This is a genomic window from Chryseobacterium candidae (genome assembly GCF_004916905.1).
Taxonomy (GTDB): Bacteria; Bacteroidota; Bacteroidia; order Flavobacteriales; family Weeksellaceae; genus Chryseobacterium; species Chryseobacterium candidae.
On the sequence record NZ_SDLV01000047.1, the window covers coordinates 19674 to 40580 of the forward strand.

General features: G+C 37.0%; 21 protein-coding genes. 15 read left to right on the forward strand and 6 right to left on the reverse strand.

Annotation, left to right across the window (positions count from 1 at the left end; all coding sequences use genetic code 11):
• Nucleotides 1-128: 128 nt before the first annotated feature.
• The 3 genes from EK417_RS17635 to EK417_RS17645 form a co-directional block, all read right to left on the reverse strand.
• Complete coding sequence (locus EK417_RS17635) at nucleotides 129-950, reverse strand: helix-turn-helix domain-containing protein (RefSeq protein WP_136522912.1); 822 nt, start codon at nucleotides 948-950, stop codon at nucleotides 129-131.
• A gap of 97 nt (nucleotides 951-1047) precedes the next feature.
• On the reverse strand, nucleotides 1048-2100 hold the full coding sequence (gene thiL, locus EK417_RS17640; protein WP_076595306.1) for a thiamine-phosphate kinase: 1053 nt from the start codon (nucleotides 2098-2100) through the stop codon (nucleotides 1048-1050).
• An 89-nt stretch (nucleotides 2101-2189) separates the two neighbouring features.
• A complete protein-coding gene (locus tag EK417_RS17645; RefSeq protein WP_047427802.1) occupies nucleotides 2190-2684 on the reverse strand; it encodes an acyl-CoA thioesterase in 495 nt (164 codons plus the stop codon).
• A 114-nt stretch (nucleotides 2685-2798) separates the two neighbouring features.
• Between EK417_RS17645 and EK417_RS17650 the strand changes: the two genes are divergently transcribed.
• The 4 genes from EK417_RS17650 to EK417_RS17665 are packed head-to-tail and all read left to right on the forward strand — an operon-like array spanning nucleotide 2799 to nucleotide 6933.
• The gene (locus EK417_RS17650; RefSeq protein WP_076595116.1) at nucleotides 2799-4001 is read left to right on the forward strand and encodes a BaiN/RdsA family NAD(P)/FAD-dependent oxidoreductase; all 1203 of its coding nucleotides are present in this window, start codon (nucleotides 2799-2801) and stop codon (nucleotides 3999-4001) included.
• A 32-nt stretch (nucleotides 4002-4033) separates the two neighbouring features.
• Entirely contained in the window at nucleotides 4034-5332 is a 1299-nt protein-coding gene (locus tag EK417_RS17655; protein WP_136522913.1) for an alpha/beta fold hydrolase, read from the forward strand.
• A gap of 36 nt (nucleotides 5333-5368) precedes the next feature.
• Nucleotides 5369-6016: a DUF2306 domain-containing protein gene (locus tag EK417_RS17660; protein ID WP_136522914.1), complete on the forward strand. Its 648-nt coding sequence runs from the start codon at nucleotides 5369-5371 to the stop codon at nucleotides 6014-6016.
• Entirely contained in the window at nucleotides 6013-6933 is a 921-nt protein-coding gene (locus EK417_RS17665; RefSeq protein WP_136522915.1) for a YARHG domain-containing protein, read from the forward strand. Before EK417_RS17660 ends, EK417_RS17665 begins: the two co-directional genes overlap by 4 nt.
• A gap of 24 nt (nucleotides 6934-6957) precedes the next feature.
• Here EK417_RS17665 and EK417_RS17670 read toward each other — a convergent pair whose 3' ends face one another.
• Entirely contained in the window at nucleotides 6958-7359 is a 402-nt protein-coding gene (locus EK417_RS17670) for a ribosomal maturation YjgA family protein (RefSeq protein WP_136522916.1), read from the reverse strand.
• Nucleotides 7360-7579: 220 nt separating this feature from the next.
• Between EK417_RS17670 and EK417_RS17675 the strand changes: the two genes are divergently transcribed.
• Entirely contained in the window at nucleotides 7580-8410 is an 831-nt protein-coding gene (locus EK417_RS17675) for a hypothetical protein (RefSeq protein ID WP_136522917.1), read from the forward strand.
• A gap of 113 nt (nucleotides 8411-8523) precedes the next feature.
• Nucleotides 8524-8691: a hypothetical protein gene (locus tag EK417_RS21200; protein WP_168802028.1), complete on the forward strand. Its 168-nt coding sequence runs from the start codon at nucleotides 8524-8526 to the stop codon at nucleotides 8689-8691.
• 30 nt (nucleotides 8692-8721) lie between these two features.
• Here EK417_RS21200 and mutS read toward each other — a convergent pair whose 3' ends face one another.
• Nucleotides 8722-11313, reverse strand: coding sequence for a DNA mismatch repair protein MutS (mutS, locus tag EK417_RS17680; RefSeq protein WP_136522918.1), 2592 nt, complete (start codon nucleotides 11311-11313; stop codon nucleotides 8722-8724).
• A gap of 126 nt (nucleotides 11314-11439) precedes the next feature.
• On the opposite strand from mutS, the gene EK417_RS17685 reads away from it, so the two are divergent.
• Nucleotides 11440-11970 carry a GNAT family N-acetyltransferase gene (locus EK417_RS17685; RefSeq protein WP_136522919.1) on the forward strand — a complete coding sequence of 177 codons (531 nt, stop codon included), beginning with the start codon at nucleotides 11440-11442 and terminating at the stop codon, nucleotides 11968-11970.
• Between the two features lie 132 nt (nucleotides 11971-12102).
• Here the strand turns inward: EK417_RS17685 and EK417_RS17690 are convergent, their stop codons facing one another.
• Nucleotides 12103-12981, reverse strand: coding sequence for a cupin-like domain-containing protein (locus tag EK417_RS17690; protein WP_136522920.1), 879 nt, complete (start codon nucleotides 12979-12981; stop codon nucleotides 12103-12105).
• A gap of 259 nt (nucleotides 12982-13240) precedes the next feature.
• Here EK417_RS17690 and EK417_RS17695 point away from each other — a divergent pair, with 259 nt between their 5' ends.
• From EK417_RS17695 to EK417_RS17730, 8 genes are all read left to right on the forward strand, one after another.
• Entirely contained in the window at nucleotides 13241-14119 is an 879-nt protein-coding gene (locus EK417_RS17695) for a bestrophin family protein (protein WP_136522921.1), read from the forward strand.
• 152 nt (nucleotides 14120-14271) lie between these two features.
• On the forward strand, nucleotides 14272-14802 hold the full coding sequence (locus EK417_RS17700; RefSeq protein ID WP_110367387.1) for an RNA methyltransferase: 531 nt from the start codon (nucleotides 14272-14274) through the stop codon (nucleotides 14800-14802).
• Nucleotides 14803-14989: 187 nt separating this feature from the next.
• A complete protein-coding gene (locus tag EK417_RS17705; protein WP_047426603.1) occupies nucleotides 14990-15643 on the forward strand; it encodes a CBS domain-containing protein in 654 nt (217 codons plus the stop codon).
• A gap of 1 nt (nucleotide 15644) precedes the next feature.
• Nucleotides 15645-16511: an NAD kinase gene (locus tag EK417_RS17710; protein WP_076595126.1), complete on the forward strand. Its 867-nt coding sequence runs from the start codon at nucleotides 15645-15647 to the stop codon at nucleotides 16509-16511.
• 70 nt (nucleotides 16512-16581) lie between these two features.
• Nucleotides 16582-17652 (forward strand): class II fructose-bisphosphate aldolase, encoded by a 1071-nt coding sequence (gene fbaA, locus EK417_RS17715; RefSeq protein ID WP_076595127.1) that lies wholly within the window; start codon nucleotides 16582-16584, stop codon nucleotides 17650-17652.
• 89 nt (nucleotides 17653-17741) lie between these two features.
• Nucleotides 17742-18596, forward strand: coding sequence for an acetyl-CoA carboxylase, carboxyltransferase subunit beta (gene accD, locus EK417_RS17720; protein WP_047095043.1), 855 nt, complete (start codon nucleotides 17742-17744; stop codon nucleotides 18594-18596).
• 54 nt (nucleotides 18597-18650) lie between these two features.
• A complete protein-coding gene (locus tag EK417_RS17725; RefSeq protein ID WP_110367388.1) occupies nucleotides 18651-19160 on the forward strand; it encodes a DUF6973 domain-containing protein in 510 nt (169 codons plus the stop codon).
• 291 nt (nucleotides 19161-19451) lie between these two features.
• Nucleotides 19452-20855: a nucleoside recognition domain-containing protein gene (locus tag EK417_RS17730; RefSeq protein WP_136522922.1), complete on the forward strand. Its 1404-nt coding sequence runs from the start codon at nucleotides 19452-19454 to the stop codon at nucleotides 20853-20855.
• Nucleotides 20856-20907: the final 52 nt, after the last annotated feature.

Consider the following 20907-nt stretch of genomic DNA (forward strand, 5'->3'; position numbering starts at 1 on the left):
AAATTGCTGTAAAAACAATCGTATTTCAATAAAAGAACTGAAGAAAGTATAGGACAAACTGAAGATTAAAAATGCAATAAAAGATGAAAATATTAATTTAACCCTATCATTATGGTAAATATTGAGGATTATCTTTTTTCATTATTCTTAAAATTATCAGGATTCTGACCCGTATGTTTCTTGAAAAACCTTGAAAAATATGAAGCATCGTTAAACCCGAGTTTAAAAGCAATTTCCTTCACCGTGAGCGCTCCAAAGCTAAGCTCTCTTTTAGCCTCAAGGATAATACGCTGAGAAATCAACTTTTTTACAGTTGTTCCTCTCAGATGGCGCACAATATCATTAAGATGATGGGTACTTATCTTTAACTGATCAGCATAGAAACCCGTCTCTTTATGCACTATATAGTGTCTGTCAATAAGTCCCACCAGTTCCTGAATACGCTGGCGGTCATTCAGTAAAGGTTCCTGAGGGATAATCTGCTCTCCGATGATGATGCAAAATGCCTTCAGATAGGCCTTTAAAAGGTCTGTCCTGGAAGCGGCTTTATATTCCTGCTCCATCAGTGCTATGATGGTACTGCAGGTTTTTTCATTCCCCGGATTTAAAATAAAAGGAATTTCCCCTCCTGTAAGTACGGATTCTATATCACATGCTTCGTTGAAAATTTCTCTGCTTATTGCCATTGCATAGCCTTCCTCTCCTTCCAGTTTCATATTGAATGCCTGTCCGGGTGCAATGATGCAGATCTGATTGTTTTCAAGTTGATAGCTTTCAAAATCCAGTTCTAAGCAGCTGTTTTCATACACTTGTCTGAACCAGATAATTTCAAAAAAATTATGCCGGTGAACATCATGAAAATTTTCAGGACCTGCCGCACTTAGCGTACTCATCTGAAATTCTTCAGAGGTCAGATGGTGAACAGGAATTTCTTTTTCAGGCGTAGTCATCACTAAAGTGTAAAATAATTAACTGGAAACAAAAACCACAGCAAAAAAATGCTGCGGTTCTCTTACAATATTTAAAATTAAATATAATTTTTCGGTTTTATTGGTTTAAAAAAGCATCCCATCCCTGAGCGGTGAGCGCTACCAGCTGGTTTGATCCTCTTGCCACCATAAAGTTTCCATCTTCTTTTTCTACGGCATGTCCTATAATGGTAAAATCCGGATGGTTTTTAATTTTATCAAAATCATTCGGTGAAATTGTGAACAGAAGTTCATAATCTTCACCACCGCTTAAAGCAGTCATTACCGGATTTAAATTCATTTCATCTGCCGTAGAGATGGTAAGGTTATCCAATGGAACTTTCTCTTCATACAATCTGAAACCTACCTTTGACTGATCTGAAAGGTGAAGGATTTCGGAAGCCAGACCATCTGAAATATCAATCATAGACGTTGGTTTAATATCCAACTCTTCCAGAATTGTTTTAACATCTGTTCTGGCTTCAGGCTTCAGCTGCCTTTCAAGGATATAATCATAGCCTTCCATTTCAGGCTGCATATTCGGATCAGCAAGATAAACAGCGTGCTCTCTTTCCAGAATCTGTAAACCCATATAGGCTCCGCCTAAATCTCCTGTTACTACAAGAAGATCGTTTGGTTTTGCTCCGCTTCTTTTTACGATATTTTCTTCATTTTCAATTCCTACAGCCGTAATGCTCATGACCAGCCCAGAATTGGAACTTGTGGTATCTCCTCCTATCAGATCTACTTTATATCTTCCACATGCTGCCTGAATTCCGGAATAAATTTCCTCTAAAGCTTCTACCGGAAAACGGTTGGATACCGCAAGGGAAACCAATATCTGTGTAGGTGTTGCATTCATCGCAGCAATATCGCTTAGGTTCACAACCACCGCTTTATAACCTAAATGCTTTAGAGGAACATACCCCAGATTAAAATGTACTCCTTCCGCCAGTACATCTGTTGTAAGAACTACTTTTTTGTTGCCGGGATTAATGACTGCCGCATCATCTCCTACTCCAAGTTCTGAAGATTCATTGGATAAAGGAAAATACTCTGTCAAATGTTTAATAAGACCAAACTCTCCTAATTTTGAAATGGGCGTCAGCTCCTGTGATTTATCTTCAAACATAAATTTCTTTTTATAAGTGATGATTGATAAATGATAATTGATATTCATGAATACAGATTTTTATTCTGCATCAACCATCATTCATCATTTTATATATTAATTTCTGCCGGGTCAATATTGTGTGGGTGGAAAGGAAACTTCTTGAAGTCTTCTTTCGATAATACAACAGTGTCCGGGGTTTTATATTTATTCATTGCTTCCACTACATCATCCGGTGGAGTGGTCATTTTTCTAAGCATCATATCAATCCATACCCCTGTAGCTTCCGCTGTAGCGCAGTGCATTCCGTCCGGAGTATAGAATTTGTGTACGAAACGGTAGATGGAAGAATCCTCTGCACATCCGTCTATTTCAACACTTACAATAACAATCTGATCTGCATAGATTTCTTTGAAGAAAGAATATCTTTCATGCAGGATTACCGGGCCTATTCCCCATCTGCTCAGCTGGGTAACTCCCATTTTCTCTTTAGTCATAAAAGCCATTCTGGCTTGTGCACAATATTGTACATAGGATGAATTAGCCAGGTGCTTGTTGGCATCAAGATCACTCCATCTTACTTCAAATTTATGGTAGAAAATCATTTGAAAATCGTTTTTGGGTATTATAAAATAATAATCTTCAAAAATACTCAAATAAGATGGTTTATAAAAATTGTACTTTTGAAAAAATAATCTTCCGCATAGGATTACATATACATGAAACAGATCATTATTATCGGAGGCGGTGCTGCGGGCTTTTTCTGCGCATCTAATCTTGACGAAAAGAAATATACAATTACTATTTTAGAGCAGAACTCAGATGTCCTTCAGAAAGTTAAAATTTCCGGAGGCGGACGATGCAATGTGACTCACGCATGCTTTGATCCAAGGGAACTTGTTCAGTTTTATCCCCGTGGAAACAAGGAACTGCTAAGTGTCTTTACTAAATTTCAGCCCGGTGATACAATGGAATGGTTCGATCAGCGTAACGTTCCTTTGAAAATTGAAAATGATAACAGAACTTTTCCTGAAAGTAATTCTTCCCAGACCATCATCAATACTTTTCTGAACGAAACTCAAAAGAAAAATATATCAGTAAAGACAAAATGTACGGTAAAAGAGATTGAAAAACAGGATACAAAGTATATTGTGAAAACCAATTCCGGAGATTTTGAAGCAGATTATATTGTTTACACAACCGGAAGTTCTCCAAAATCGTTGAAAATTATCGAAAATCTGGGTCATAAGATTGTAGACCTTGTTCCTTCCCTTTTTACATTCAATATTAAAGATGAATTGCTGAAAGATCTTCCTGGAACCAGTTTTGAAAACGCTGGTATTTCAATTCCAAAGCTTAAAACAGAAGAAAGCGGACCCTTGCTTATTACGCATTGGGGTCTTTCCGGACCGGCTGTTCTGAAAATCTCTGCGTGGGAAGCGATAAGCCTGGCAAAGCTGAAATACAACTTTGAAATTGAAGTTAATTTTATTTCCATAGATATAGATGAAGCGGAAGAAATGTTCCAGAATTTCAAGCAAAGCAATCCTAAAAAAACGATCGGGCAATCTAAGATCTTTGATATTACCAACCGATTCTGGCAGAAAATTTTAGAGATCTCAAAGGTCGATCTCAACAAACAGGTGGCTAATATTTCCGGAAAAGAAATGCAGAAAGTTCTGGAAAATCTTTGCCAAAAGAAGTTTCAGGTAACCGGGAAATCGACATTTAAAGACGAGTTTGTAACCGCCGGAGGCGTTGATTTAAAGGAAATTAACTTTAAAAATATGTCTTCCAAATTACTTCCTAATTTCTATATTGCCGGAGAAGTTTTGAATATCGATGCCGTGACGGGAGGATTCAATTTCCAGGCTTGCTGGAGTGAAGGATGGCTGATTGCACAGGATCTCAACGGCTTGTAAAAAAATTATTACTTTTAATAAAAACTAAATACATGAAAAAAAATTTCGGTTTCTTTCTTTTACTCTGGTCCTTTTTAGGATACAGCCAGGAAAAAACAATTGTCTCTGACTGGACATCATTCACACAAGCTGTCAATATAGAGCATAAACAGAATTGGAACTTCCGTATAACTGCAAAAATCAGAAAAGATAATGAGGATAATGGTTCCAATTGCGGGCTATGGTGCAGAATAGACAATAAAGATAAGTCTACCGGTTTCTTTGAAAATCAATATTACGGAATCAAAGTTACCCATGAATGGAAACCCTACGAAATAAAAGGAACCATCAGCCCCTCTGCGAAGACCATAAATATTGGTGCATTTGCCCAAAACAACGGTAATTTTTATTTTGACGATTTTAAGCTGGAAATCAATGATGGAAAATCAAAAAAATGGATTGAAATCCCTCTGGAAAATTCAGGTTTTGAGAAAGATATTACATCCGGTGGCTGGTTTGAAGGAATCCATTCTCAGAAAGTAACGCACGTAAAACACTTTACAATTGGAGCTTCAGATTATAAGCCATTCAGCGGCAATAAGTCATTACTGATCAAAGGGCATGACATTATCGGTACAATGCCGCATGGAAAATTTATGGATGTTAACGGCATCAAATTGTATTATGAAGTTTATGGAGAAGGTGAACCCGTGCTTATGCTTCATGGCAATGGCCAATCTATCAGTGCCTTTATGAACCAGAAAGACACCTTTGCTAAAAAATACAAAGTGATCATTGTCGATTGCCGTGAACGGGGACGATCTACGTATGACAAAACGAAAGAACTTACTTTTGATATTCAGACAGAGGATCTTAAACAGTTTTTAGAGAAGCTGAACATCAAAAAAACAAAAATTCTTGGCTGGAGTGACGGAGGAATTCTTGCACTGTCTATGGCAATGAAATATCCCGAAATGGTAGACAAAATTGCCTGTTCAGGAGCCAATATTTTTCCGGAAGGAGTTAAAGATGATGAGTTAAAATCCATAAAAGAAATGCTCGTGAACCTTATTAAAGAGAATAAAGACCATAAAAATGATGTTTTTATAGACCTTTTGAATCTGGATTTGAAATATCCTCAATGGAAGTATGAAGATCTTAAAAAAATTCAGTGCCCATCATTGATTATTGCGGGTGATAAAGACCTTATAAAAACAGAGCATACTGTAAAAATAGCAGAATCTATCCCAAAAGGGCAATTGGCTATTATACCTAATTCAAGCCATTATGCTCCTGAAGAAAAACCGGAATTGTTTAATGAATTAGTCATTGATTTCTTTGAAAATAAATAATACTCTAAAGCGTCAGTATTTAAATTAAAACAGACAATGCTATCTGCCAAAAGAAATATCTCTTTTTTCTTTAAAATCCTTACAATACTTTTAGTTTTAGGGTTCGGGTATTTCTTTTGGCTGATGCTGAAAATTACCTTAGAATATATTCCTTTTAATCCTGAAGTCAGCTTTCTGATGATCAAACAGACGGAAGTAACAGAAAGACCAGAGTATCTCACGTTTTTCTATACTCATGTTTATACAAGTATTTTTGTGCTTCTTTCGGGTTTTCTTGCTTTGCTCAGAAAGAATTTTGGACTCAAAAATTTTCACAGGAATATAGGAAAAATATATATTTTTCTCCTTCTGATTTTTGCCGCGCCTTCAGGTATTTATATGGGTATTTTTGCCAACGGAGGCCTTCTGTCAAAGATTTCCTTCGTTATTTTAGGCTTTTTATGGTGGTTTTCAACGTTGAAAGCTTATCAGCTGGCCAGACAGAAAATGTTCAAAGAACACAAACAATGGATGTGGCGGAGCTTTGCTTTTACATTATCTGCTATTACCCTGAGAATGTGGAAAGTAATTATTGTATATTTATTTCATCCCAACCCGATGGACGTTTATCAGATCATTGCCTGGCTGGGCTGGATTCCCAACATCCTTATTATTGAATATTTAATCACAAAAAAACATCTATGAAAATTCTAAATTATACCCTGATTTCCTTGCTGACAGTTTCCCTGATAAGCTGCAAAAAAGAGGGAAAAACTACTGAATCGGGAAAAGATTCTCTGACCACAAAGAAGGACTCTGTGGTAATCCCCGAGGTTCACAAAGAATATTACGGAATTTATACCGGTGAATTTGCCGGAATGGAAAAGGTTATTGACCCAACCGATGGCTCAGAATATGATGTCAGTAACTACAAAAGAATTTCTTTAAAGATCAACAGAATCACCAAAGACAGTGTTTACGGACAAAGTATCGTTAATGGTAACCAGCGTCCGTTCAGAGGAGTTTTCAATGAATCAACCGCTTCTTTTGTTCTGGATGAACCCGGCAATGATAAAACAGACGGAAGGTTTGAAGTAAAACTGAAAGGAGACAGCTTAACCGGAAAATGGAACGCTTTTGATAAAACTTCCGTAAAAGCCCCTTCAAAAACGCTTAAACTTACCAAAAAAGAATTTGTTTATAACCCTAACTTTATGCTGGATAAGGATTCTGATCTGGTAGACTGGTCAAATTCCAAAGAATTTACCGAAAAATATACAGATGAAGAAACCGGAAAAACGGAAAGCTATAAAACGACTAAAAACCGTTTCGCATCGGAAGCCATCTTCAAACTGAATGCATCGAAGCAAAAGCTTACGGAAAAAGACCTTAAAAACTTAAGAAAGCTGGATCTTGAGATCATCAAAAACTCAGTATTTGCAAGACATGGATATTCCTTTAAAAAAGAAACCTACAGGAATTTCTTTGAGCAAACAGACTGGTATATTCCTGTTTCCAGCAATGTAGATAATGATCTTTCGCCTATGGAAAAGGAAAATGTGGCTTTACTGAACCGTTTTACCAAATATGCGGAAGATAAATATGATAGTTTTGGGAGATAGAGAATAGGTTTTAGGTAGCAGGGATCAGGGATTAGGGGTTGAGGTTAAGCCATCACGGTTTGTCATTCTTACGATAAGATAGAGAATCAGACATCCTACAGCGTAGCACAGATTATCAATCCACGAGAAAGAATTTCCGATGACAATATACATCAGGCTTCCAGGACGGAAGCCTAGTTTTTCTGCGATATGGAAATATTGTGCAAATTCTACCGCAAAGGAAAAAATCAGAATTCCCAGAATCAGTTTCTGATCATTTACTTTTATAAAACTTTTTACAAACGTGTAAAGAAGCATAACCACAATCACATCCCCAAGATAAGCTCTCACGAAGAAAATATCACTTAGTTTGTTGGCAATCAATACTTCTACAAGAAAAATAAATACGGTGAGAAGCAGATACTTCAGGCTGAACTGGAATTTCATTTCAAATTGAGTTTAAGGCATAAAAAATTGGTGTTCCGGGAAACCTCTGTCTGTTCCGCTTTAAGAACTGTAAAGAACAGAAATACTTTTAATACTTTCATCATTTCTAAAATAGAAGAAATTATAATTCAACAATATACAAAAATGAAATTTATAGCTTAAAAATTATTTGTATCATTAATTCTTTTTTTGATACTTTTACAGCCTTAGAAAATAAATCATGAAAAAAACTTATTTACTTCTGCCAATCTTCTTTTTGGCTTCATGTTCAAGCAGCAATGACGATGATACTTCAACAGGTAATAACGGAAACAATAACAACAATGATCCGGTTTTGGTAACCAAAATGACTATGGATGGTGATGTTTTAACGTTTAGCTATAACGGTTCAAAAATTTCTCAGATAAAAAACATTACAGAAGGAAGTGTAACTACATTTATCTATTCAGGTGATCTGATCTCACAATCTGTAGTTAATGGTTCAAATACTGCTCTTACTACTAAATTTACCTATGACAGTAATAACAGGCTAATTAAAAAAACAACTTCAGGAACTGATTTCGGAGGGGCTTGGAACTCAGAATCCAATTATACTTACCAAGCTAATAACAATGTAAAAATTACATATACCGCAACTTCCTCAGCATCAACAAGAAGCGAAACCAGAAATGCAATTTTGAATGCTGATGGTTCGATGAGCAGCTGGACGGGTACTCTTTCAAGAACTCAGAATAATACTACTGAAACCGGAAGCTCTATCTTAAAAACAGTGGTATATGACTCCAAAAATGCTCCTCTAAAAAATATAACAGGATATTTAAAGATTATTGATAATGAAGATGAAAGTGGATCTGCCCACAATACATTAAGCTATAACCACATCATCAGTTATAATAACGGAATCGGAACTGAATGGACCATATTTAAATCTAATTTCGAATATAATTCCAGCGGTTATCCTACAAAAGAAATCCGAAGCTATTATGATAAAACAGGGACTACCACTACAGGTTCCACAGACGTTAATACTTACGAATACAATCATTTATAATACAAGAGAGCCGCTAAGGCTCTTTTTTTTTGCAGACATGTTGATTTTTTCACAAGTAGTAGAATTACACAGGTGATTTTTATATTATTGAGTTGAATGAAACTAAAAATACCATGAAAAAATCAAACATTCAGAAAAGAAAATTAAGCAAAATGGAGCTTAAAGAAATCAGTGGCGGCTCTAACAGACCTGTCTGCCCAAGAGTAATAAGCTGTACAGATCCTCATACCGGAGAAGAACGGTATGGAGTTCCGGGGATGCAGGATGGATTTTGCTGCTAATACAGAATAACCGTAAAAAAAATGATTGGATTAGCCTCCAATCATTTTTTTTATCGCATTCAGCTTCATTAAAGCTTCAATGGGTGTCAAAGTATTGATATCTATTTTCGTCAGTTCTTCACGGATATTCTCCAGAACAGGATCATCCAGCTGAAAGAATGAAAGCTGCATATTTTCCTCAGTCACTCTTTTGATACTCTCAGAAGTACTACCGCTTCCCTGCGTTCTGCTTGCTTCAAGAGTTTTAAGAATCTCATTCGCTCTGTTGACCACTTTGGCAGGCATTCCGGCCAGTTTTGCCACATGAATACCAAAGCTGTGCTCGCTTCCACCCGGAACTAATTTTCTCAGGAAAATAATATTCCCTTTGTTTTCCTGAATAGAAACGTGGAAATTTTTCACCCTTTCGAAATTCACTGTCATTTCATTCAGTTCATGATAATGCGTTGCAAATAGAGTTTTAGCCTGCGTTGGATGCTGGTGAAGATATTCTGCAATGGCCCATGCAATAGAAACCCCGTCATACGTGGAAGTTCCACGGCCGATTTCATCCAATAAGATCAGGCTTCGTTCTGAAATATTATTCAAAATATTGGCTGCTTCATTCATTTCTACCATAAAAGTAGATTCTCCGGCAGAAATATTATCGGTAGCTCCTACCCTTGTAAAGATTTTATCCAGCAATCCGATCTCCGCATGTTTTGCAGGCACAAAACTTCCGATCTGAGCCAAAAGGCATACAATAGCCGTCTGACGCAAGATAGCCGATTTACCCGCCATGTTAGGTCCTGTTACCATGATAATCTGCTGGGAATCTTTATCCAGGAATATGTCATTCGGGATGTATTTTTCTCCTAACGGAAGGGCATTTTCTATAATCGGGTGTCTGGCTTCTTTTAAATCTATAGCATAGCCGTCATTCAGAACAGGCCTTGTATAACTCTCAGAAACAGCCAGTTCAGACAATCCTGCAGCCACATCAAGTTGGGCAATGATATTGGAATTCCCTTGAATCTGATCAATATAAACCATGGTTTCCGCACATACATTTCTATATAGGGAAGTTTCCAGAACGCCTATTTTTTCTTCGGCTCCTAAGATCTGATTTTCGTATTCCTTCAGTTCTTCGGTAATGTATCTTTCAGCATTTACTAAGGTTTGCTTTCTCACCCAGTCATCAGGTACTTTATCTTTATGGGTATTCCTGACTTCAATATAGTATCCGAAAACGTTGTTAAAATCAATTTTAAGACTGGTGATCCCTGTTCTTTCAATCTCTCTCTGGCACATTTCATCCAGGAAACCCCGTCCTTTGCTCTGAAGGTTTCTCAATCTGTCAAGCTCTTCAGAAATCCCTTCTTTAATGATATTTCCTTTCGCAATATTTACCGGAAGCTCTTCATTAAGGTGATTCTGCAAAAATTTAATCAGTTCTTCAAGATCAAATAAAGGATCTAACCAAGCCAGCACATCTGCATAAGGGTGCAATAACGCCTTGATTTTATGAATATTAATTAAACTTTGGCGTAAATATCCCAGTTCTTTAGGTGAAATTTTCTCTGCAGCCAGTTTTCCCATCAATCTGTCAAGATCAGAAATGGATTTTAAAAGCTGGCAGATTTCATATTTAAGAGCATCATTTTCGTTTAAAAAGTCAATCAGGGAAAGTCTTCTCATAATCTCGTCCACAGATTTTAAAGGAAGAATGATTCTCCTTCTCAATAATCTTCCTCCCATTGGAGTAGAAGTCTTATCAATGATATCCAGCAGAGATTTCCCTTGTGGATTGCTTGGATAAACGATTTCAAGATTTCTCAGGGTGAAATTATCCATCATCAGATAATCTTCCTGCGGAATGATCTGCAATTTGGTAATATGGGCAAGCAGATTATGATGGGTATCTTCTACGAGATACGCAAAAATAGCTCCTGCAGCTGTAATCGCCAAGGGAAGATTTTCCACACCAAAACCTTTTAAAGAATTGGTTTTAAAGTGATTGGTCAGTTTTTCGTAGGCAAAATTATACTGGAAAGTCCAGTCTTCAAGCTTAAAGGCATTTTTATTTTTGATCTGTTCCGGAATCTGTGTGCTTCTCTGGAAAATAATCTCACTCGGATCAAAGGTATTGATGATGTGCAAAAGCTTTTCCAGGTTTCCTTCACTTACCAGAAACTCTCCTGTAGAAATATCCACTAAAGCAATCCCATACTTCTCTTTTTCTTTGTGTAATGATAGAAGGAAGTTGTTCTTTTTAGAATTCAAAACCTGATCATTGAAAGTAACTCCCGGAGTAACCAGCTCAGTGACACCACGTTTCACAATTCCTTTCACCATCTTAGGGTCCTCCAGCTGATCGCAGATGGCTACCCTCATTCCTGCTCTTACCAGCTTGGGAAGATAAGAATCTATGGAATGATGTGGAAATCCTGCAAGTTCTACACTGCCTTCTCCATTATTTCTTTTGGTAAGAACAATACCCAGAATCTGGGATGTTTTCACGGCATCCTGCCCAAAAGTTTCATAAAAGTCTCCCACTCTGAAAAGTAAAAGCGCATCCGGATATTTACCCTTGATGGTATTATACTGAGTCATTAGCGGAGTTTCCTTCTTCGTTTTTGCCATAGTAAAAAATGAACCCCAAATTTAAAAAAATAAATTCAGGGTGAGGAAATTGTTTGCAGGTTAATCTTCCCGGCTTTTCTTTATCAGTAATTAATTGTACTTTTCACCCATCAAATCACATTATTTATGGAATTTCCTGTCTTAGAGACTGAAAGGCTTATTTTACGCCAGCTAACTTTTAATGATACCCAGGACCTGTTTGAATATTTTTCTCTGGATGAAGTTATGGAATATTATGATCTGGAAACCTTCAAAACAGAAGAAGACTCAATACATATTATCAGGCATTTTAACAGTGAATTCGAGCAAGGAAAGGGTTTAAGATGGGCTCTGGAGCTGAAATCCAATGGAAAAGTTATCGGAACCTGCGGCTATCACAACTGGCACAAAGAGCATTTCCGCGCTGAAATTGGTTATGAACTTAATCCTAAATTCTGGCAGCAATCCTATATGAAAGAAGCCATTCTTCCCATTTTAACCTATGGATTTGAAACCCTCCGGCTTCACCGTGTAGATGCTTTCATAGACCCTTCCAATATTTCTTCCGAAAAGCTGCTGTCTTCTTTAAATTTCAGCAAAGAAGGAACGTTGAAAGATTATTTTTTTGAAAAAGGAAAATTCGTTGATGCAACGATCTTCGGGCTTATTAATAAATAGGCGGGAAGTCTGAAGATGGGTGATGGAAGTTTATATTGGTCGTTTAACTACTGATCACCTTTAAATAAAAGGTAATCTGTTGATAATAGGCCGTAAACAATCTTCCAGCTTCCAGCCTCCTTCTTCCTTCCTTTATTTTCCTGCTTTCATATGTTTTTCCAAAGCCTCTGAACTTTTCCTATAGGCCCATTTCTGTTTGTAATTTACCCATTTGGCTTTGAAAAGTTTTCGCATCAGCTTATCCGTATACCTCATAATAAAGACATGGTACAGCATACTGGCAAAAACATTGGGTTTATTGGGAAGCGCTCTTAGTGAAAGAGAAAAGCCAGGTTCCAGATATCTGTTGAAATGCCAGAATGCACCTGGAATAAAGAGGGCGTCGCCATGCTCCATGAAAATTTCGTATCCCCTGGCATATTTCAGTGCCGGAAACTTTTCGTAATCCGGATTTTCATAATCGATCTCGTAAACGGTGTGTACAGACAAAGGCACTTTATATAAAAACGAAGACTGTTTCTGGTCAAATAATAAAATTCGTTTCTTTCCTTCGAAATGAATATGCATAAAATCACCAAGATCCACATCATAATGCATTAAAACATGTGCCTCACTTCCCCCGAAGAATAATGTAGGAAGCCTTTTAAAGAACTTTATTCCAAGATCAGGATAAATGAAGTTTTTAAGAAGTTCAGGAAGCCTGTCCGTAATGATATAAAAGAAAATTCGCAGATCTGAAGGTTTGCTTTTGATGGTATCAATATAGTCCTTCATTTTCATACGGGTAACCGGAGCATCGGAACTTTTGGCAGCATCAGCCGGTTTGTTGTCATACAACGGAACTTCCTGATCTCCTGCCTTTTCTTTGATATAGGCAAGATTCCATTTATCAAAAGCATCCCATCGGCTGGCAAAATTCTTAATCAAAAGAGGTTTCTGCTTTTTAAAATAATTTTTCTGAAAATCTTCTTTACTGATATCATTTACAATATCTACGTTTTCGAGGATCATGTATTTTGTATTTAATGCGAAATAAAAATAGTGTTTTTTTAAAACCTGAGAAAATAAGATTAAAAGAGCCGGAAGCTGGGGGAACGATGCCGGGAGTTAAGATTTGCCTGCAAACGTCTGTAGATCAATCCACAAAACCTTTTTACAGAAAACTTAGACTTCTTCTGCTTCAATAGCTTCCTTATTCCAGCTTCAGACTTCCTTACTTTATTAGCAGAGCTCAGATGAAAAATTTATATTTGTGGTAATAAGTGAATTTATGAGAGTCTACAATACCAAACATTTCATTAAAATCCTTTTCAGTTTACACAAAAGTGATACCTTAAAAATTCTTTTCCCGAGTATGATCCTTGTTGGGATATACTCCTGGGGAATTCAGTATCTGGAAGTGGAATATCTGCATCTTACAACAAAATCAGGGGTAAGTAATGTAGGAATGATTCATTCTCTGCTGGGCTTTGTGCTGTCGCTTTTACTGGTTTTCAGGACCAATACCGCTTATGACAGATGGTGGGAAGGAAGAAAGCTTTGGGGAAAGCTTGTCAACGATACCAGAAATTTTGCGATAAAAATCAATACAATACTTGGTGATAACCATCAGGATATTGAGCAGGTTGCAAGGTATTTAAAATTCTTCCCTCACTTTTTGGCCAAACATCTTTCCAAAGAGTCTACCAGGCTCGCTTTGGATGAAGATTTTTCTGAAATTGAACGTTCTTTAAAAAACCATGGTCCAAGCGAAATAATTATCCTGTTAAGCCATAAACTGAATCAATTAAAAAAAGAAGGGAAAATTTCTGAAGTGGAAATGCTGTACTTAGATACCCAGCTTTCAGGCTTTCTGGATGTTTGTGGAGGCTGTGAAAGAATCAAAAACACTCCGATTCCTTATTCTTATTCTTCTTTCATCAAGAAATTCATTATTCTGTATGTTTTTGCGCTGCCCATTGCTTACGTTATTACGATTGGGCTTTTTATGATTCCGCTTACTGTTTTTGTCTATTATGTTTTGATGAGTCTTGAGCTTATTGCAGAAGAAATTGAAGACCCTTTCAACAATGATGAAAATGATATTCCAATGGAGGCCTTAGCTCAGAATATTGAGAAGAATGTTCATCAGATTACGAGCAGAAAATAAAACCTTGTCTAAATGTTTTTGTCTATATTTTGAACCCAAAAAACTATTTACTACTTTTGAATTAAGATAACGGAAAATGTCTTAATACTTATAAAAATAGCAAAGACAAACATCAGCAAAAAGAAAAAAATAATCTCACAAATAATATACAATTGGTACAGAAACTAAAACTGGAAGAACTGAACAGAATAGATGTAGAAACATTTAAGAAGGCTGAAAAAATTCCGTTGGTCATCATTTTAGATAATATCAGAAGCATGCACAATGTGGGGGCAGCCTTCAGAACGGCAGACGCTTTTTTAGTTGAAAAAATAATCCTTTGCGGAATTACACCACAGCCACCCCACCGTGAAATTCATAAAGCGGCATTGGGAGCAACGGAAAGCGTAGACTGGTCTCATGAAACTGAAACCAATACAGCCATTGCTGATCTGAAAAGCAACGGGTACGAAATCATCGGGATTGAGCAGACTACCGGCAGCCAACTTATTACGGATTTTACCATTGAGCGGTCAAAAAAATATGCTTTGATTTTAGGAAACGAAGTAGAGGGAATCAGTGATGAGGTGCTTCCAAATATTGATGTATTTTTAGAAATTCCACAGCTTGGAACAAAACATTCTCTTAATGTAAGTGTGTGCGCCGGAATTGTGATGTGGGAATTTGCAAAAGCATTAAAATAAAAAAACTGCATATGTCCTTAGTAGACAGTGCAGTTTGAAATAAATCTAATAAAAAGTAAAAATGAAAGGCGACAAAGGTACTTTATTTTTTTTTACAAACAAATTTTGACGGCATTTTTTTTGTTTCATCTTAAAAAAAGTCGGGTTTTCAGAAAAAGTTTCGTTTAATTTTTTATAAATTAGCACAATGTTTATCAAGGACTATATCTCAAAAGACTTTCCATGTTTTAGCCTTTCTGACTCCATAGAGTCGGCCAGAAACATATTGGAAGATTTCGGATATTCCCATGTTTTCATCAAAAAATCTCATCACTTCTACGGAGCTATTGCAATGGACTTTCTGTATGAGGAAGATGGCGGAACACTGAAGGATCTGGAGCACCAGATTGAACGGTTTGCGATTCTGGAGGACAACAATGTTATGGACAGCATCCGTCTGTTTTATACTTTCAGCTCCAATGTGATTCCTGTGATTAATAAAAATGAAAAATATCTGGGGTATATTACCTGTGAAGATGTTTTTCAGGACCTTTCCCGTTATCCTTTGTTTTCAGAAACAGGAGCTATTCTTACCGTAGAAACTCCGGCCAGAAAATATTCAATGACGGAAATTACCAATATTGTAGAAAGCAACAACTCAAAGTTTTACGGAGGGTTTATCAGCTTTATGTCTGAGGAGGTAGTTCAGGTCACAATAAAGATCAGTAATGAAAATCTGGCCTCGATAGATGCTACATTTGACCGGTACGATTACAGAATTGTTGAAAAATATTATTCTGATGAAAAATCCGATCTGTTTAAAGACCGTTATGGTTTTTTACAAAAATTCATAGAAATATAACATGAAGGCAGCCATATATTCTCAGAAAAAAGATCTTGATACTTTTTTATATTTAAGTAAGTTTATCTCTGAACTTGAAGCAAGAGATGTAAAATCTGTTCTGTATGATGAAATGGCTGAAGCACTTCAGTTTTCAAAAATATTCGAAACTTTCAATTCTAAGCAGGATCTTCTGGATAAAAAAGTGGATCTTTTCTTCACTTTCGGTGGAGACGGAACGATTGTAAATTCTTTAACCTTCATTGAGGATCTTGAAATTCCGGTGGTAGGAGTAAATACAGGAAGACTTGGATTTTTGGCCTTTTTCACAAAAGAAGAAGCTTTTAAAGAACTGGATTCCATTCTAAAAGGCGATGTAAAAACAAGCCGCCGTGCAGTAATTGAAGTGGTTTCGCCCAAACTGGAAGGAGCTTTCCCTTATGCGCTAAACGACGTTACTGTTTCCAGAAAAGAAACAACATCAATGATTACAGTAGATTCTTATATCAATGATGAGTTTCTGAATGTATTCTGGGGTGACGGTGTGATTATTTCAACCCCTACAGGTTCTACTGCTTACTCTCTGAGCTGCGGAGGACCAATCATTTCTCCCAATAACGAAAATTTTGTCATTACTCCCATCGCTCCACACAATCTGAATGTGAGACCTTTAGTAGTAAATGATAAAGTAGAAATAAAATTCAGGGTGGAAAGCCGTGTACCACAATACTCTCTTTCTTTAGACTCCCGGCTGATACACATAGAAACCGACAAGGAAATCATCATTAAAAAGGCAAAATTCCAGCTTCTTCTGGTGCAGCCCAACAGTTTGAGTTTCTATGAAACCATCCGTCAGAAGCTTCTTTGGGGCCGAGATAAAAGAAACTAGTAATTTCTTAAAAATGATTACCTTTACACGAAATTAAAACACCTAATAAATTTATAATAAAAAGTAAAACATGAGCAGAATTTTTCCGGCAGGAGTTGCCACAGGTCAGTTAGTTACTGATATCTTTCAGTATGCTAAAGAAAACAAATTTGCATTACCTGCAGTAAACGTAATTGGATCCAGCAACGTAAATGCTACAATGGAAACTGCAGCAAAATTAAACGCTCCTGTCATTATTCAGTTTTCAAATGGAGGAGCTGCTTTTAATGCAGGGAAAGGATTAAACAATGACGGGCAAAAGTCTGCAATCTTAGGAGCAATTGCCGGTGCAAAGCATATTCACACTCTGGCTGAAGCTTACGGAGCAACGGTAATTCTACACACAGACCACTGTGCAAAGAAATTACTTCCCTGGATTGACGGATTGATGGATGCTAACGAAGAATTTTTCAAGCAGACAGGAAAATCTCTTTACTCTTCTCACATGTTAGACCTTTCTGAAGAATCTTTAGAAGAAAATCTTGAGATTTCAGCTCAGTATTTCGAGAGAATGGCTAAGCTTCAGATGACTCTTGAAGTAGAAATCGGGGTTACAGGAGGGGAAGAAGATGGTGTTGACAACTCAGACGTTGATAATTCTAAATTATATACCCAGCCTGAAGACGTAGCTTATACTTATGAAAAATTAAAAGCTATTTCTGATAACTTCACAATCGCTGCTGCCTTCGGTAACGTACACGGAGTTTACAAGCCTGGTAACGTAGTTCTTACCCCGAAAATCCTTGACAATTCTCAGAAATATGTTCAGGAAAAATTCGGAACATCTGCTAAACCTATCAACTTCGTATTCCACGGAGGCTCAGGATCTACTTTAGAAGAGATCAGAGAAGCTATCGACTATGGAGTAATCAAAATGAATATCGACACCGACCTTCAGTTTGCTTACACAGAAGGGGTAAGAGATTATATGGTTAACAATATTGAATATTTAAGAGCTCAAATCGGAAACCCTGAAGGAGAAGAAAAACCTAACAAGAAATTCTACGACCCAAGAGTTTGGGTAAGAAAAGGTGAAGAAACATTCTCTACAAGATTGGTGAAAGCATTTGAAGATTTAAATAACGTAAATACTTTAAAATAAGAACTGTAAATTTGTATCAATGTAAAAAGTATTCATAGAAATACATTTACATTGGTGCATTTTACATTTATACATTAATACAAACAAAAATGGCATTCGACTGGTTTAAAAGAAAAGCAAAAAACATTACCACTTCTACTGATGAGAAAAAGGACGTTCCCAAAGGGCTTTGGCATCAGACTCCATCCGGAAAAGTAGTGGAACATGATGAACTAAAGAGGAATAACTATGTTTCTCCTGAAGATGGATTTCATGTGAGAATAGGAAGTGCAGAATTTTTTGACATCCTTTTTGACGGTGGTAAATTTACCGAACTGGATGCCAATGTTGAAAGTATTGATATCTTAAACTTCAAAGATACAAAGCCTTACAAAGACCGTTTGAAAGAAGTAAAAGCTAAAACTAAGCTTACAGATTCTATCAGAAATGCTGTAGGAACCGTAAAAGGAACTGAAATGGTAGTTTCTTGTATGGATTTTGCGTTCATCGGTGGATCTTTGGGTTCTGTAATGGGAGAAAAGATCAGACGAGCGGTAGACTACTGTATCAAGCATAAACTTCCGTATATGATTATCTGTCAGTCCGGAGGAGCAAGAATGCAGGAAGCCACTTACTCGTTGATGCAGCTTGCAAAAGTTCAGGCTAAATTGGCTCAGCTTTCTGAAGCAGGCCTTTTATACATCGCTTACCTTTGTGATCCTACATTCGGAGGAATTACAGCTTCTTTCGCAATGACTGCCGATATCATTATGGCAGAGCCGGGAGCACTGATCGGTTTCGCAGGACCAAGAGTCATCCGTGAAACAATCGGTAGAGATTTACCGGAAGGATTCCAGACATCAGAATTCTTACAGGAAAAAGGATTTGTAGATTTCATCGTAAAAAGAACTGAAATTCAGGATACTGTTGCCAAAACAGTCAATTTATTAGCTGTAAAAGCATAGTATCTGTAACAAAAACAATACAATCTCTCTCTAATTAGGGAGAGATTTTTATTTATGAGGACTTTTAAGATATTTTTCAATACCATCAGAAGTATGAGTTTTAAAAAGATTATCCGTCTTTTATCACTTGTCCTTCCCCATCCTCTTTTCGCTTTACTCAGTTTTTATGCCACGGTAAAGGCATTTACCATTGCACAGAAAAAATTTCCTGAAACAGCCTCCAATAACGGAATTGGAAATGCTTTCAGACACGCGCTTTGGTGCTGCTTCATTATGATGTACTGCTGCAAAATCTCTTCCCCTAAAAAAGCGCTGGATTTCTGCAAAAGAATAACAGATATGCACGAAGAACTTTTCCCTAATGAGCCTTTGGAAACCAAAATGGATCTCCATAACAACAAAATCGGAATGGATTATTTTATGGAAATTCTCCCCGGAATTCACCGCCAGTTTTTTGAAAAGAGTTTCTTTGTTAATGCATTAATCAAAAAAATGGATGACGCAAAGGTTCTGAAAAATCTTGATGATGATTTTGAAGGGCATCTTGTTTATCTGGAAGAGTAATTTTATTCTTTAACGCAACGAATACGCTAAGAAAATATAAAAACTCAATGCCTATTTTCGTCCGCAAGGGCATTTCATTCAGCAATGTTTTCTGAGTGTAGCTGTTTGCTTATTGCTAACGCCTTCGCGAACGAAAAAAGCTTCACTATTAGAATCCTTGCGGACTCTGCGTTATAAACTCTAAAATCAGAAGTTATCATTACTTTTCCTTCACATCAGATAAACAAAAGACTTTAGTTATTTTTGTGGTTTAAAGTATTTTTGATAAGTTTAAACAATTAAATCAATCAGATGGTTCTCAGCAGAATTTGGTCGGCTTTCATTATCATTGCCATTGCCATTGCCAGTATAAAATACGTATCGTCAGGTCACTACAAAACCATATTCAATGATATGGTGGTAGGAAAAGGTGGTGATACAGTGAAGATTGCATCCCAGCCTATGAGCAGCTTCTCTCCTCTTGTAAGAGACAGCCTGATGAAAAAGAATGATTTCGCAGACAGCAGAATTCACTATAAAACAGATTCTTTAAAACAGAATGTAAATGTTTATCGCGTTCAGGAAGCTGACGGAGTCATCGGAACCTCTGAAACTGCGGTGAAGATCTGTCTTGGTCTTATCGGAATCATGACCCTTTTTATGGGATTCATGAGTATTGCTGAAAAAGCAGGAGGTATTAACCTTCTAAGCCGTCTGATTCAGCCCTTTTTCTCCAAATTATTTCCCGATATTCCCAAGAATCACCCTGCTTTCGGTCATATGCTGATGAATTTCAGCGCTAACCTTCTGGGACTGGATAATGCTGCTACTCCTTTTGGACTTAAGGCAATGGAAAGTCTCCAGACCTTAAATCCCAATAAAGATACCGCCAGCAATTCACAGATTATGTTCCTGTGTCTTCATGCCGGAGGAATGACGTTAATCCCGGTCTCTATTATCGCCATCAGAGCCTCTATGGGATCAAAGACCCCTACAGATATTTTCCTTCCTTGCATGATCGCCACTTTTGCGGCAACTTTAGCTGCGATGATTATTGTTTCTTTATACCAGAAAATCAATCTTCTTCGTCCGGTGGTAATAGCTTATGTAGGAGGAATTTCAGCAATTATTGCTTTATTGGTAGTATACCTTGTACAATTGAGTAAGGATGAACTGGATGACTTCAGTAAAGTATTAAGCAATGGTTTAATTCTGTTTATCTTCCTTGTGATTGTATTAGGAGCTGTTTATAAAAAAATTAACGTTTTTGATGCCTTTATTGAAGGCGCAAAAGAAGGCTTCACCACCTGTGTTAAAATTATTCCTTATCTGGTTGGAATGCTGATTGCGATTTCATTACTAAGAACTTCCGGTGTATTTGATGTGATTATTGACGGGATGAAATGGGTAGCCAACGTTGCCAATATGGATCCGAGATTTGTGGATGGACTTCCAACTGCATTGATCAAACCTTTATCCGGTTCAGGAGCCAGAGGAATGATGGTGGATACGATGGCCACATTTGGAGCAGATAGCTTCCAGGGAAAATTAGCGGCAGTACTTCAGGGAAGCTCAGATACGACGTTCTATGTAATTGCAGTATATTTTGGTGCCGTAGCCGTTAAGAATACAAGATACACGGTAATTGCCATGCTTCTGGCCGATTTAGTTGGTGTTATCACTGCAATTGCATTAGCTTATTTATTCTTTGCTTAATAATAAAGTTGCTGGTTGACAGTTGCTGGTTTTTTAATCGTTAAAAAAGATA